This window comes from Salinibacterium sp. SWN248, from assembly GCF_015864575.1.
Lineage (GTDB): Bacteria > Actinomycetota > Actinomycetes > Actinomycetales > Microbacteriaceae > Rhodoglobus.
Genome location: NZ_JADYWW010000001.1, coordinates 1,033,784 through 1,047,790, shown reverse-complemented (window position 1 = coordinate 1,047,790; position 14,007 = coordinate 1,033,784). Strand labels below are relative to the sequence as shown.

The 14,007-nt window shown below is 59.8% G+C and carries 17 protein-coding genes and 1 tRNA gene; 2 read left to right on the top strand and 16 right to left on the bottom strand.

Annotation, left to right across the window (positions count from 1 at the left end; all coding sequences use genetic code 11):
- Positions 1 to 186: 186 nt before the first annotated feature.
- The 14 genes from I6E73_RS04965 to I6E73_RS04900 all read right to left on the bottom strand — a co-directional run bounded on the left by I6E73_RS04965 (position 187) and on the right by I6E73_RS04900 (position 11,571).
- Entirely contained in the window at positions 187 to 1,512 is a 1,326-nt protein-coding gene (locus tag I6E73_RS04965; protein ID WP_197123548.1) for an extracellular solute-binding protein, read from the bottom strand.
- Positions 1,513 to 1,598: 86 nt separating this feature from the next.
- A complete protein-coding gene (locus I6E73_RS04960) occupies positions 1,599 to 2,537 on the bottom strand; it encodes a carbohydrate ABC transporter permease (protein WP_197123546.1) in 939 nt (312 codons plus the stop codon).
- On the bottom strand, positions 2,534 to 3,415 hold the full coding sequence (locus I6E73_RS04955) for a carbohydrate ABC transporter permease (protein WP_197106248.1): 882 nt from the start codon (positions 3,413 to 3,415) through the stop codon (positions 2,534 to 2,536). The genes I6E73_RS04960 and I6E73_RS04955 overlap by 4 nt, the downstream gene beginning before the upstream one ends.
- On the bottom strand, positions 3,412 to 4,494 hold the full coding sequence (locus I6E73_RS04950; protein ID WP_197106249.1) for an ABC transporter ATP-binding protein: 1,083 nt from the start codon (positions 4,492 to 4,494) through the stop codon (positions 3,412 to 3,414). Before I6E73_RS04950 ends, I6E73_RS04955 begins: the two co-directional genes overlap by 4 nt.
- Positions 4,491 to 5,324: a glycerophosphodiester phosphodiesterase family protein gene (locus tag I6E73_RS04945; RefSeq protein ID WP_197123544.1), complete on the bottom strand. Its 834-nt coding sequence runs from the start codon at positions 5,322 to 5,324 to the stop codon at positions 4,491 to 4,493. Before I6E73_RS04945 ends, I6E73_RS04950 begins: the two co-directional genes overlap by 4 nt.
- The gene (locus I6E73_RS04940; RefSeq protein WP_197123542.1) at positions 5,321 to 6,076 is read right to left on the bottom strand and encodes a glycerophosphodiester phosphodiesterase family protein; all 756 of its coding nucleotides are present in this window, start codon (positions 6,074 to 6,076) and stop codon (positions 5,321 to 5,323) included. The genes I6E73_RS04945 and I6E73_RS04940 overlap by 4 nt, the downstream gene beginning before the upstream one ends.
- Positions 6,073 to 6,858, bottom strand: a complete 786-nt coding sequence (locus tag I6E73_RS04935; protein ID WP_197123540.1) for a glycerophosphodiester phosphodiesterase family protein — start codon at positions 6,856 to 6,858, stop codon at positions 6,073 to 6,075. The genes I6E73_RS04940 and I6E73_RS04935 overlap by 4 nt, the downstream gene beginning before the upstream one ends.
- Positions 6,859 to 7,060: 202 nt before the next feature.
- The gene (locus I6E73_RS04930; RefSeq protein WP_197123538.1) at positions 7,061 to 7,663 is read right to left on the bottom strand and encodes a glycerol-3-phosphate responsive antiterminator; all 603 of its coding nucleotides are present in this window, start codon (positions 7,661 to 7,663) and stop codon (positions 7,061 to 7,063) included.
- Between the two features lie 73 nt (positions 7,664 to 7,736).
- The gene (locus tag I6E73_RS04925) at positions 7,737 to 8,243 is read right to left on the bottom strand and encodes a DUF421 domain-containing protein (RefSeq protein ID WP_197123536.1); all 507 of its coding nucleotides are present in this window, start codon (positions 8,241 to 8,243) and stop codon (positions 7,737 to 7,739) included.
- A gap of 118 nt (positions 8,244 to 8,361) precedes the next feature.
- Positions 8,362 to 8,433: transfer RNA gene (locus I6E73_RS04920), tRNA-Arg, on the bottom strand.
- 57 nt (positions 8,434 to 8,490) lie between these two features.
- Positions 8,491 to 8,889: a hypothetical protein gene (locus tag I6E73_RS04915; RefSeq protein WP_197123534.1), complete on the bottom strand. Its 399-nt coding sequence runs from the start codon at positions 8,887 to 8,889 to the stop codon at positions 8,491 to 8,493.
- A 67-nt stretch (positions 8,890 to 8,956) separates the two neighbouring features.
- Positions 8,957 to 9,955: a CHAP domain-containing protein gene (locus I6E73_RS04910; protein ID WP_197123532.1), complete on the bottom strand. Its 999-nt coding sequence runs from the start codon at positions 9,953 to 9,955 to the stop codon at positions 8,957 to 8,959.
- Positions 9,956 to 10,035: 80 nt separating this feature from the next.
- Positions 10,036 to 10,533, bottom strand: coding sequence for an HNH endonuclease (locus tag I6E73_RS04905; protein WP_197106257.1), 498 nt, complete (start codon positions 10,531 to 10,533; stop codon positions 10,036 to 10,038).
- 336 nt (positions 10,534 to 10,869) lie between these two features.
- Entirely contained in the window at positions 10,870 to 11,571 is a 702-nt protein-coding gene (locus I6E73_RS04900; RefSeq protein ID WP_197109577.1) for a metal-dependent transcriptional regulator, read from the bottom strand.
- 40 nt (positions 11,572 to 11,611) lie between these two features.
- Here I6E73_RS04900 and serC point away from each other — a divergent pair, with 40 nt between their 5' ends.
- A complete protein-coding gene (gene serC / locus I6E73_RS04895; protein ID WP_197123530.1) occupies positions 11,612 to 12,724 on the top strand; it encodes a phosphoserine transaminase in 1,113 nt (370 codons plus the stop codon).
- A 9-nt stretch (positions 12,725 to 12,733) separates the two neighbouring features.
- Positions 12,734 to 12,979 carry a DUF2530 domain-containing protein gene (locus I6E73_RS04890; protein ID WP_197106260.1) on the top strand — a complete coding sequence of 82 codons (246 nt, stop codon included), beginning with the start codon at positions 12,734 to 12,736 and terminating at the stop codon, positions 12,977 to 12,979.
- Here the strand turns inward: I6E73_RS04890 and I6E73_RS04885 are convergent.
- Complete coding sequence (locus tag I6E73_RS04885) at positions 12,976 to 13,626, bottom strand: DUF3027 domain-containing protein (RefSeq protein WP_197123528.1); 651 nt, start codon at positions 13,624 to 13,626, stop codon at positions 12,976 to 12,978. The two genes, I6E73_RS04890 and I6E73_RS04885, sit on opposite strands and share 4 nt — an antisense overlap.
- Positions 13,619 to 14,002, bottom strand: coding sequence for a cold-shock protein (locus I6E73_RS04880; RefSeq protein ID WP_197123460.1), 384 nt, complete (start codon positions 14,000 to 14,002; stop codon positions 13,619 to 13,621). The genes I6E73_RS04885 and I6E73_RS04880 overlap by 8 nt, the downstream gene beginning before the upstream one ends.
- Positions 14,003 to 14,007: the final 5 nt, after the last annotated feature.

The window sequence follows — 14,007 nt, the reverse complement described above, 5'->3', positions numbered from 1 at the left end:
GCTACAACGGTGGCGTTGGTACGACTAGAGGTGTGCGTGCGAACGCGACAGTGCGCTGATGGGCACCGTCCCAAAGACCCTTCCGTCCGCGACGTGCTGTTCGCGCGTGCTCCTCACGGCACAACGACAACGGCCGCGAGCGGGTTTCCCCGTTCACGGCCATTGCTTTCGTGCGTGTGGAGAACGCTAGCGGTTCAGCACTTCGTTGACTTCTTCAGCGAGTGCCGGCATCGCTTCTGACGCGTCGAGGTCGTCGAAGTAGATGGCGTGGATGCGCTCGGTCATGAGGTCTTCGAGCTCGCTGTAGGCCTTCGTCATCGGGCGAGGCTTGCCGTAGGTGATCTGCTCAGCAGCAACCGCATAGCCAGGAGTGGTCTCCATGAGGTCCTTGATCAGGTCGGTTTCGAGAGCCGAAAGACGCACGGGCAGGTACCCGGTGCGCGACGAGGAGTAGGCAGCCTGCTCGGTGTCGCTTGTCCACTTCATGAACTCGAATGCTGCGGCCTTCTCCTGGTCCGTACCGGTGTTGGCGAGGTAGATGTTCGATCCACCGACTGAGACACCACGCTGGCCGTTGTCACCGGCGGGAATCAGCGAGACACCAACATCCACTCCGTTACCGGCAGCAAGCCCAAGGATCGACTGGATGCCGCCCGAGCTCAAGAAGGTGAATGCTGTATCTGCGCTGCCGGCTGCCGCGAAGAACGCGCTCACGTCTGCAGCACCGGTGACCTTGATGAGGTCGCGGTCTTCGAGGTCGGCGATCCACTCGATCGTCTTGATGGCACCCTCGGTGTCATACATCGACGCGGTCTCGTCGTCGTTGAGCACAGCAGTTCCGCCGTACGAGTAGAAGAGTGCTTCCATGACCCAGAAGTCGTAGTCGCAGAAGATCATCGCGGGGCCGCCGACATAGTCGTGAGCTGCTTCAAGATATTCCTCGAACTCATCGAAGGTCTCGGGGCCGGTCTCCTTGAGACCGAGTTCACGCATCATGTCCTGGTTCACATACATGACGGGAATGCTGCGCATGTGCGGGAAGGCGTACATGTCGCCATCAACGTAGAGGTTGTCGGTTTCGCCCATCTGGAAGTCCGCGTCGTCCATCCCGACAGCCGCCATGTACGGCTCGAGGTTGAGCGTGGTGGTGGCGCGAGCGAACCGGTCAGTCATGCCGACCTCATCCACAAACATGTTGGGAAGAGTGTCAGCGAGCGCTGCGGCGTTGACCTTCTGCTCGGTCTCAACGTAGTCGCCCTGGTAGTTGGCGGTGACCTGGATGTTGAGCTCGTCACCACGGGTCTCGTTGAACATATCAACGAGCTCCTGGTTCACGTCTTCAACGGCTGCGGTCCAGAACTCAAGCTCGACGGTCTCTTCACCGGGCTCGTAGGTGTAGCTAGCGGCATCCGCATTGGCTGCGGTGCAGCCAGAGAGCAGAACCGAGCCGAGGGCAATCGAAGCGAGCACGCCGGCGCGTGCCCGACCTCGCGAGAAACGGGTAGAGGACATGGTGGTGCCTTTCTTTGATGTGGTTGAGGTGGTGCGTGTTGAGGTGGTGCGTTGTTGGTTGATGCGGACGAGGAAATCGAAGGGCATCATTTGACGCCGGTATAGGTGAACGCCGAGATGATGTGACGGCGCGCAAACAGGAACACGATGAGGATCGGCACGACGAGGAGCATGTTTCCGGCCATCACAATGGTCGGCGCGATCTCATCGAGCGCTTCGAGTCGCGGCACGGCCACCGGAAGCGTGCGGGCCGCATCCGTGGTGGTCCAGACCAGCGGGAAGAAATAGTTATTCCAGGTGCCAATGAACGTGATCAGCCCGATGGTCACGATGGTCGGTTTGGCCAGCGGCAACATGATGCGACGGATGATCGTGAACTCACTCGCGTGATCAAGTCGCGCTGCTTCGATCAAGCTGTCGGGCACTCGCATGAAAGTTTGACGCAGCAAGAAGATGCCGAACCCACTCGCGATGAAGGGCAAGATCAGCGAGAGGTGTGTGTTGAGCAGCCCCATCTTGGCGTACATCGCGAACACCGGAAGGAAGATCAGTTGGCCAGGGATCATCATCGTCGCCAACACGACGCCGAAGAGCACGTCGCGGCCTTTGAAATGGAAACGTGCGAAGGCATAAGCGGCCGGCACGATGATCAGAAACTGACCGAGCAGGGTGCCGCCCGTGACGATTGCCGAGTTCAACGCGAAGTGGCCAAAGTTCACCCGGTCGAACGCTGCAATGAAGTTATCCCAGCGCACGGCATCCACCCAGAACTGCGGAGGAATGGAGAGCGCTTCGGATGCTGTCTGAAAGGCGGTGAGCACCATCCAGTAGAACGGACCGGCGAACACCAACACGAGCAGGAGCGACACCACGATGCGTGCGATGACGCGCACCGCTTTCCACAGAATCGTGCCGCTTCGGGCCGTGCGAGCGCTCGGTGTAACGGGCGGTGGCGGTGACGACGCGGGGCCGCGCGAAGAACCGGCAGCCGTGGGTGGCGTGGGAGGGGCAATCGTCGTAGTCATCGGTAGTGCACTCTTTTCTGGAACGCGCGGAAATAAAGCACGGTGATGAGGCCCACGAGCACCATCAGCACGACGGCGATCGCAGCGGCATAACCAACTCGGTAGTACTCGAAGCCTTCGCGGTAGACGGCGAAGATGAGTGTGTTGGTTGAGCTTTGCGGTCCGCCCTGCGTCATGACGTTGATTGTGTCGAAGGCCTGAAACGACCCGATGACGTTGACGAGAACGAGAAAGAACAGCGTGGGCGAGATCATCGGGATGGTGATCTTGCGAAAGCGGGTCCACGCCGAAGCATTGTCGAGGTCCGCGGCTTCGAACAGGTACCGCGGAATCGACTGCAACGCCGAGAGGATAATCAAGGCGTTCAGCCCGACCGACTTCCAGACCGACACAAGAACCAGCGAGAACAGGGCGACTTCGGTATCGGAGAGCCAGCCAACAGGCTCAAGCCCGACTGCGCTCAAGATTTGGTTGAACAGCCCGATATCGTCATCCATCAACCACACAAAGATGAGCGAGACCGAGACCAGCGCGATCACGTTGGGAGCAAAGCTGACGCCTTGCAAGAATTCGCTGAGCCAGCCTTGGCGATTAAGAAACAGTGCCAAGATCAGACCGAAGATCATGACGAGTGACACTTCCATGCCCATATACACGAGTGTGTTCTGGATGACCTTGCCGAAGTCAGGGTCAGTGAAGAGCTCGGCGAAGTTTCCGAAACCGACGAACTTCATAGGACCACGGAGGTCCCAGGAAAAGACACTCAGTACGGCGTTGTAGCCGATCGGATACAGATAGAAGACAGCGAGAATCACGAGCGCTGGCGCGATGAGCGCGTACGGCAACAGCCGTCGATCTCTCAGTAGCGAGGTTTTCATGCGGAGACGACCTCGCGGACCTGGCCGGAGATAGCGGGTTCGGCGATGCGCTCTTCGTTAGCATCAAACCAGTGGATGTCGTTGGTCTCAACTCGCACGAGAGCGTCACCGAGGGGGCGCGCGATCTCGTCGAAGCGCTTAATCGCAATGCGCGAGCCGTCGGGCAGCACGGCGCGGTACACGAGCTCCGCTCCAAGGTTCTCGAGGGCGATGATGGTGACCGTGAGCTCAGTTTCGCCTGGCACCACGGGGCGGCTGGTGTCGGCAAACGTGAGTCGCTCAGGGCGCACTCCGAGCCACTCGGCGCCCTCGGGAGCATCGGCGGCGACATCCGCACCGAATGCAGCAATGGGCACGACGTTCATGGGCGGGGTTCCGATGAAGCGACTCGTGAACACGTTCTGCGGTTTCGCGTACAGCTCGGTCGGTGCCGATTGCTGTTGGATGCGGCCCGCGTCCATGAGCACAATCGAGGTGCCCATACTCATCGCTTCGACCTGGTCGTGAGTGACGTAGACGAAGGTTGCCCCCAGGCGTTCGTGAAGTTCGATGAGCTCAATGCGCATGTGCTGGCGCAGCTTCGCATCGAGGTTGGAGAGCGGTTCATCCATGAGAAAGACGGCAGGCTTTTTGACCATGGCGCGCGCCAACGCAACCCGCTGGCGTTCGCCGCCCGACAGTGCATCAGGATTTTTGCGCAGGTGCGGCGTGAGGCCAACGGTCTCGGCAATCTCGTGCACGAGTTCGCGGCGCTCCAGCTTGGGGACCTTGTTGTTGCGCAGGCCAAACTCGATGTTCTCTTCCACCGTCATCGTCGGGTAGATGGCGTAGTTCTGAAAGACCATGGCGACACCACGCTGACCGGGAGTCACATTGTCGACCGTCTTTCCGCCAATCGAGATCGTGCCAGTGGTTGGCTTCTCGAGACCGGCAATCATGCGCAGCGTTGTCGATTTTCCGCACCCCGACGGGCCAACGAGAACCGAGAAGCTGCCGGCTTCGATCGTGAGATCAAGGCTCGGGATGATCTCCTTGTCGCCATACGACTTACCAATGTTTCGCAGTTCAATCTGACTCATGCGCGTGCCTCCGTGTTGTGGGATGTGCTGTGTGGTGGGTGCTGGTCACCGCAGTTATCGACGCCGCGGTTCTGGACGTTGCCGACATCGGGTCGATTCGACATCAGACCATCGATATCGAACTCGAGGATGCGGTCAGCGGCTGCGTCGTCGTCGATAGTCCAGGCGTTGATGCCCAGCCCGTGCTCTCGCGCTTCCGCAACAAATCGCTCGTTGATGAGGGAGAAATGGGGGTGCAACACGTTCGCGCCGCAGCGGCGCGCATAGCCGGGCAGATCGGCGAAGGTTTCGACGAATGCGATCGCCGTCGTGAACTCTGGGTAGGAGCGAGCGAAACCAGCGATAGCGCGATGGTTTATCGACGAAATCAGGGTCGAGCCAACCCCATCATGCGCGCGAACTTCGGCGGCAACGAGATCGTTGACAGCACCCCACGAGTTGGTGAAATCTTTCGTCTCGATGTTGACCCAGACGCCTCGCTCGGCCGCGAACGACAACACTTCACTGAGCGTCGGGATGCGAGTAACCGCGCGAGCGAACTGGCCCTCAAACCCGCGATCGAAGTTGAGCACGCGCAACTCGGCGAGAGTGAAATCCCGCGCCCAGCCCATGCCGTCTGACGTTCGATCGACACGGGGGTCATGCAAGACGACCAGATGTCCGTCGCTCGTAACGTCAACATCCAATTCGATCTTGGTCGCTCCCATTTCGGCGGCAAGCTCGAACGCGGCAAGAGTGTTCTCCGGCGCGTAGCTGCTGGCACCGCGGTGGGCGATGATGCGGCTATCGATGGTCGGTCGATCGCCGCTGCTCAATGCAGACCGGTTCATGCGGATACTCCTCGACGGTTGAGAGCGGATTGGTACGAATCGGTGACCACAGCGTCGACCCCGAGAGCGAAGAGTTGATCGAGCTGCTCCTCTTCGGTGACGGGCCAGAACTCGGCAACCAGGGTGGATGCACACACCATCACACCGAGAGCTCGCGCACCATGCACGTCGCCGGTGGCGGCGCCGACAGCGATCGGGTGAAGGGCGATCGCTCCGACCGCAGCGGCATACGATGCGGCCTCTTCCATCACGACAAGGTGGCGAAGACCAATCTTGAGAGACGGATGCGCGACAGCAAGCGCCGCCATCGACACATGATTAGTGGAGGTGATTGTCACGCGCTCGTGCATACGACGCTTGTGCACGAGCTCTGCGACCGCAACAGCGGCGGGGCTGGCTCCCTCACCGTGCTGCGGGTCTTCCTTCACATCAAGGATGAGATGGGCATCGGAACCGGCCAGCAACTCGACCACTTCAGCAAGCGTCGGAATTCGGGTGCCAGCGAATCCCTCGCGCCCAACGCCAATGTCGACCGTCTTCAACTCAGCCAAGGTGAGCTCTTCGACAAGCGCCTTTGGCTGACCATCGTAGAGAACGCTTGCGCCGCGAAGCGCGATAAGTTCAGCATCCCGCGAGAGTCGAACGTCGATTTCGACCCCGTCAGCCCCACGGCGAAGCGACTGCTCAATCGCGGCGAGAGAATTCTCCGGTGCGACATCGGCGGCACCTCGACGCGCAAAAACGAGAGTCATACGAGCGCCTCTACTTTCGCGAGCGCTGCTCGCCGCACGACAGCGATATCCGGCGTGTTCGTGATGATCGAATCAACACCGGCGGCGATGAGGTCGTCGATCTGTTCCGCCTCACTCCGGCTGGAGAATGGCGCTGGCATAGTCCAGGCATTCACGGCAAGGTTCGCCGCGCGCGCCTGCCTCATGGTCTCGGGCGTGAGGGCCAGATGAGCGGGATGGATGGCATCCGCACCGGTCGTGGCAGCGTAGTTGCCGATCTCGTGCAGTGACATCATGTGAAGCAGACCGGTTCGCACGTCGGGGTGGCTGAGCTTGAGCTCAGCCATTGACGTGTGGTTGAACGACGAGAAGAAGACTTGCTCGACGAGACCTCGGCGCAGCACTTCGTCGGCGGCACGTCGGGCTAATTCGCCATAGGAGTCATCGTGACGGTAGATGTCTTTGACTTCGATGTTGAGCACGAGGTCGCGGCGCTCAACAAGGTCGAAGATCTCATCCAAGGTCGGGATGCGCGCCCCAGCGAAGTCCCCCGGCAGCCCCGTGCCGAAGTCGAGTCGGCGCAGCTCGTCGAAGAGGTGCTCCGACACACGGCCTGTGCCGTTGGAGGTGCGATCGATGGTGTCGTCGTGGATGGCCACGATCATGCCGTCGCGGGTGGCGTGGATGTCGATCTCCATGCCGCCGGCTCCCTGATCAGCACCGAGTTCGTAGGCTTCGAGCGTGTTCTCGGGCGCGTAGGCCATGGCACCTCGGTGGCCGAGTATGAGTGGTGTGGCGGTCATGTGTGCTTCTTTCGATGAGTTCGTGGCATAAAAAAACCCGGGGAGTCAGCACGCTCAACGCTCGACACCGCTGTTGCGGTGCGCGCTAAACGTGCTGACCCTCCGGGTGCTCTCTAGTGACTCTGCCCTGGGGTTGTTATTCGATTGTGGGTGCTGCTGGTTGTTCTAGTGAGGCGGTTACCCGTCTCGGCACGCATCGGGTTTAGGCGACGCGGGTGTGAATTCTTGACCGTCGACGCCGCCACAGTGCGGGGTTTCCGGTGGAAACATAGTCGGCGCCGCACTCAAGCACGGCGTCAATTTCTTCAGGGTTGCGGATGAGTCCGCCCACGATGAGGGGTTGCTGGATGCTGGCACGCAGATCGCGAATGATTCGTGGCATGAGCCCTGGCATCACTTCGACCTCGGTGGGCCGGCTGGCATGCACTTGGCGCATGGCATTCTCGACGGCGTGGGTATCGACAGCAAAAAATCGTTGTACCGATGCGATGCCGAGTTTTCGGGCGGCGGCGACAGCAGCGCTCTTGGTGGTGATAATTCCGTCGACGCCCACGTGTTCGACAAGGAACTGCACCGCAGCACCGTCGCGGCTGATTCCGCCCACAAGTTCGAGATGAACATGTGCGGTTTTTCCGGCGTCATGGATGCGCGAAACCATGCCCGCGAGACAGTTGATGTCTCCCACCAGCAGGTTTATCCGCGCCACATCGCTCTCAAGTGCGTCGTCGAGCATGCCGTGTTCTTGCACAGAAGCGATGAGAGGGAACTCCCCCGCCGCTGTGCCACGCCATCTCAACTCGCTCATGTTGGTGCCCACGCTAAACACCGCGGTTAGCCCGGCGGTAACGCTCAGGTGAACGGCAAACGCTGAGTCCTGGTCACAGTTCTACGTCGGCGAGCGCGGAACCGTCGCCATACTTATCGACAGAGATCACGCTGAGCTTTCCATTTGTCTCGAGAACTACGCATTTGATCTCCGAGACTCCCCCCGACCCGCTCCCACGAATTGCCTGACGCACCTCAGACTCAGTAAGACGGCTGCGTTTCAGAGCATCGTGCCGCATCTCACCGTCGCTCAGGAGCAGGATTGGGCTGGAAGTTACTACCTTTCGAGCGGCCGGCCAACGAGCCGTTACCGCCGCGACAACAAATTGCAGCGCCGCGATAACAGCGAACGCTGCAAGCCCCTCGGACCACGAAACATCGGTGTTGAGCAAAAGAGTCGCGAAGATCGATCCCAACGCCACCGTCACAACGAAATCAAAAACGTTCAGCTGCGCGAGCGTGCGCTTGCCGGAGATTCGCAAGACGATCAGGAGCGTTGAATATCCGGCCGCTCCGACAATCGCAATACGGATCAGGTCAGGCCATGAATCGAACCACATATAACTCGCCCTCTCTATCTAAGAACGGCGAAACGCTGCACTACGTATCACCAGAGTCTTCCATGGTGATGGTCGTTCGTGAGCATGACCTGAACGCGAAGGAACGCAACGGTAAGTGTGCCCCTGGAGGGATTCGAACCCCCAACCTGCTCCTTAGGACGGAGTTGCTCTTCCGTTGAGCTACAGAGGCCAGCGGTTCGAGTGTAGCCGAGCGCAGCACGAAGAGCCCTCAACCAAAGGGCCGGAGTTACGAGCTCGGCGGTGCTGCACCATCGATCGCGGCGGGCAGCGGATACTGCAGTGGCTGCAGGTCGGGCTCCAGCCACTGCGTGCGACCCTCAGCGATGCGCTCGGGTGAGTAGAAACGTTTGATGATGGACTTGTCGAGCATCTCCGGTGCGTCATCCACGTCATCTACCAGCGCAATGAGGTCGAACCAGGCGCGAGTGAGCGTGATGTGAAAAGCATCCGGTTTGCCCGCCCGCACGGCCATGCTCTTAATGCCGACCGCGAGACGTTCGAAGCCGTCAATAGCGCCATACGCACGAGCAAGCAACCACGCCACGCGAACATGACGTTCGTGTGAAAACGCGGCAGGAGCGATGGTGTTGTTTTCGAACGTTGTCATGAGTTCGTCGTCAGTCATGATCAATCACTCCACACAGTTACTCTCGCAGGCTTCATGCTCGCCAGCGCGCGGTCACACCAAACAGTTACTGGCCTGGCGGGTAGAGGAACGACTCGACCTCGCTGGCCGGGATGGTGCGCTGACCATAGGAGAGGTAGACGTAGTTGTATTCCTCAAGCAGAACTGAACCGTCGGAATTGACTTGCTTCACGTATGAAACGTGGTTGTCCCAGCCAAACCACGCCACAGAACCGACAACGGGAGTCGCGCTCACGGTCCAGCCGTGGGTCTCCCAAGCCGACTTCCACTGGTACGCGTCTCCACCATTCGGCGTGAGATCTGCCCAGGCCCAGCGGAACGGTGCCGCGAAGGAACCAACGTCGCGGTTCAGCCGCCACGCTACAAAGTCGGTGCACTGGCGGTAATAGTAATTCAAAGGTGAAAGGCTGCTGCCTGCAGTCGGCCATGGGTAGTCATCGCCCAATGCTTGAGCGCCCGATGAAGCGTAGAGCGCGTTTGCCGAGGCAATCGCATCCTGTTGCTGAATCGCTGCCAGATCTTCGGGCGATGTCGCCTCGAACTGATCACGCGTGAGCTCCGGCAATTCCAGCTCAGCGCTAACCGTCACCGACTGGACTCTCGCTTGAGCGGCATCCGCGACAGCAGAAACTGACACGAGCGTTCCCTCGTCTGAGATCAAACCGCCTTGGCCGTAGGCCGGCAACCCTGCCACAGCAAACAGCCCGCCAATAACAGCCATCGAAGCCACAGCACGAAGCGGGCTCTTGCGAACACGCTTGGCTGTGGCTTTCGGAGCCGAGTGGGCACGAGGTGCCTGAGCAACGATCGGCGCAACACGGTTATTCAGCGCGGGGGCTGCCGGGGTGTACACAACCGGTGCCTCATCGTGAGCGACCGCAGCGGGAGCACGAGGAATCTGCGGCGCCGCTACAGGCTTGCCGATAGTCGCAGCATCTCGTGCGGCACGTGCTTCGCGACGCGAAAGAAAGACAGGAGCTTCACTCGAAGGTTCCGCCGAGGGCACGCCGGAAACGTCCGGGCCATCAGTTGAGATACGGGACAATCGGGAACCTTCAGGTGGAGCGCGCTCAAAGAAAACTAGGGAAATCCTTGAACACAGGAATAATCACAACAGCATAACAGTTACGCCGCTGGAGCCAAATATTCTTCCCAATCTGGGAGTCCCCTTTCAATACCCCGCACCAACCACGCGCTGGTGTGCGGCGGACGCGGCTTGATTAGCAGGCGCCAGTTCATCTCCGCGGGAGTGCGATTGCTCTTCACGTTGTTGCAACGCAAGCAGCACGCCACCAGGTTTTCCCACGAATCTTCGCCACCGCGAGAGCGAGGCATCACGTGGTCGATGGTGTTTGCGGAAGCCCCGCAATAGCCACACCGGTGACCGTCACGTCGCAGCACTCCACGACGAGAAACCGGCAACCTGCGCGTAGAGGGAATACGCACATAATTTCGAAGGATGATGACCGACGGTCGCTCCCACGATTCACTCGCGCTCCACACCGGATGATCCGGGTCGGCAGCGATAACTGTCGCTTTCTGATTCATCACGAGCACAACGGCTCGTTTGAAGGACACGACCGCGAGCGGCTCATAGCCGGCGTTCAGGACCAAAGTGCGCATTGTCATCCTCTCGAAAGAGCCTGCACGGCTTGCAGGCAATCGACTTCCCCGAAATTCAGCGAAAAGGAGGCAGAAACACAAAAAGGCACCGTCGAAAGACGATGCCTAGTGATTCAGCGCGCAAAAACTGCTGCGCACAGTACTGCTGTGTCGTATGTCGAAGTGGGCACGCGCATCCACGGTTTGGATGCTGCACCTACTTAACATGCGATTCTCCGGTTCATTCGTGAACTCCAAGGGCTACAGGCTAACCCAGTTTTTGGGGCACATTGCACGCGGGCGCGCCGAACTGGATGACGAGACGGTTACGCCTCGGTGAACGCCGGAATCCGAAAGCTACGCGCTCGGCTTCTCCACAAAGATATGAACGGCAACCTCGTTGGGCAGCTCGAGACCTTCGCCAAACCCTTCAACGGTGACCGCAACGTAGGAGTCTGCAGCAGCGAATGTGGCTGTCTTGCCTGGCATAACGCCAGCACCAAACAGCTGCTGCAACAGTTCAGGTTCGAACTGCACGGGTTCACCCAATCGACGGATGAGTCCGGTCACCGGGGTGGTTGTTTCAGCGACAAGCTCAACGATGTTAACCATGCCGTCGCTGAAAGATGCCGCAGCAACACCACCCAGCTCTTCCAAGCCAGGAATGGGGTTGCCGTAAGGCGACTCGGTGGGGTGATCAAGAATTTCGATGAGCTTGCGCTCTACCTGCTCGCTCATCACGTGCTCCCACCGGCAGGCTTCGTCGTGAACGAGCGCCCAGTCGAGACCAATAACATCGGCGAGGAGCCGCTCAGCAAGACGGTGCTTGCGCATGACATGCGTGGCACGACGCCGGCCCTCAACAGTGAATTCGAGGTGGCGGTCGCCTTCTACGACGACGAGGCCGTCACGTTCCATGCGGCCGATGGTTTGCGAGACGGTCGGGCCAGAGTGGCCGAGCCGCTCAGAGATGCGGGCCCGCAACGGGACAATGTTCTCTTCTTCGAGATCAAGAATCGTGCGCAGGTACATCTCGGTGGTGTCAACGAGATCGGTCATGAAACCAGACTAGCCCGAACTGGCCAATAGAATTGGACGCATGCCGAGCCTGACGATTCCTACTGACCTCCTTCCCTCCGATGGACGATTCGGAGCTGGCCCTTCCAAAGTGCGCCCCGAACAGATCGAGCATCTCGTTTCTAGCGCGCGAAACATCCTCGGCACGTCCCACCGCCAAGCACCGGTTCGTGACCTCGTTGGCCGCGTACGTTCGGGCCTCGGAGAGCTTTTCCAGATCCCGGAGGGCTACGAAGTAGTACTCGGCAATGGAGGCTCTACCGCGTTCTGGGATGCCGCCGCCTTCGCTCTTATCGAGCGTCGCAGCGCGCACCTCTCCTTCGGAGAATTCGGTTCCAAGTTCGCGAAAGCGGCCGCAGCACCCCACCTTGAATCGCCTCATGTCGTCACCGCCCCGGGCGGGTCGCTCGCCGAACTCGACGACATCGACGGCGCTGACGTCTTTGCGTTCCCCCAAAACGAGACCTCTACCGGCGTGATGGCCCCCGTGCGCCGCTTCGACGACGCAAACGTACTCACTGTTGTCGACGCCACGAGCGCAGCCGGCGGCGTGAACTTCGACGCCGACCAAGCAGATGTCTACTACTTTGCACCGCAGAAGAACTTTGCATCAGACGGCGGCCTGTGGATCGCTCTCTTCTCCCCCGAGGCAATCGAGCGCGTCGAGCGCATCGCCGCGTCGGGTCGCTACATCCCCGAGTTCTTGTCGCTCAAGAACGCAATCGACAACTCGCGCCTCAACCAGACCCTCAACACTCCCGCACTCAGCACCCTGCTGCTGCTCGAGAACCAGATCGACTGGATCAATGGCAACGGTGGACTGGCCTGGGCGGATGCTCGCACGCGCGAATCCTCGTCGGTGCTCTACGACTGGGCTGCCGCCAGCGATGTCGCCACGCCATTCGTCACCAACCCTGAGCACCGCTCGCAGGTCATCGCAACGATCGACTTCGACGATGCAATCGACGCCGCGGCAATCTCTAAGACGCTCCGCGCCAACGGAATTGTCGACACCGATCCGTACCGCAAACTGGGCCGCAACCAACTGCGGGTCGCCACCTTCGTTGCCATCGAACCGGATGACATCCGCAAATTGGTGTCATCGATTGAGTATGTGATCGCCAACAGCCACTAATCTGAAACCGTGCGTATCTGGTTGAAAGACTCAGAACGCCGGCCAGATCCTGAGCCGGTGCAGACCGACGACCGCAAAGCCATGCTCGTGGGCATGGTGTTGTGGATCATCGGTCTTGCACTGCTGCTGCTTTTTATCGAACCGCTCAATGCATCCGGAAACCTGTGGTGGCTCTGGACTGCCGTTGCGGGCCTCGTGCTCGGCCTTATCGGCCTGATCTACACGCACGCACAGCGCGGAAAGCGAACTCGCTAGTCTTCTTCGTCCGAATCGTCGTCGTCGTCATCATCTGACTCGTCATCATCGTCGTCGAGTTCAGCATCGTCTGAATCGTCATCGTCGTCGTCGTCGTCATCTGACTCGTCGAGGTCATCAACGCTCACGCCCTCGTGGTCACCGCCGCGAAACGCACCAGTGTCGTAGTCGTCGTCTGACTCTTCGTCGTCATCGTCTGACTCATCATCATCCGATGCATCAATGTCAACGCCGTCGAGGTCACCGCCGTGCAAGACGGACGAGCCGAACTCGTCATCGTCATCGTCGTCATCAAGATCGTCGTCGGCTTCTTCTGCAGCAGCCTTTTCGGCATCCGCCGCTTCAGTAGCGGCCTGCGCGGCCTTGTACTCTGCAAGACGCTCAGACCACGGCACCCAGTCGGGCGAGAGCAGTGCGCCCTCGGCCGGCATGAGTTCTGCTTCGAGAACCGTGGGGTCCTGACCCTCAACGTGAGCAACGCTGACGGTCCAATTCCAGCCCGGATAGCCCGGCAGAGCCGAAGCGAAGAGTACCGAAACGGTGCCTTCGCTTTCGATCTGCTCACCGACGAGCGCACCAATCGACGCATCAGTGGTGATCTCGAGGAGTGCTCCCCGAGCAAGCTTTTCGTACTGGCTATTAGGCATCTAGTTCGTCCGCAACTTTACGTAGCATGGAGGCGATCTTGGCGCCGTGGGCTTTATCAGGGTAACGACCGCGCTTGAGGCCAGAACCGATGCCGTCCATGAGCTTGACGAGATCTTCAATGATCACAGCCATGTCATCGGCTGGCTTGCGGTTGATCTTGGCCATGCTTGCAGGAGCATCCATGACGCGCACGGAGAGCGCCTGAGCGCCCTTCTTGCCGTCAGCAATGCCGAATTCGAGGCGTGTACCCGCCTTGATCCCAGTCGTGCCCGCAGGCAGCGCTGAGGCGTGCAAGAAGACCTCTTGGCCTTCATCACTCATGATGAAGCCAAAACCCTTCTCGTCGTCGTAAAACTTAACCTTGCCGGTAGGCATGGGCA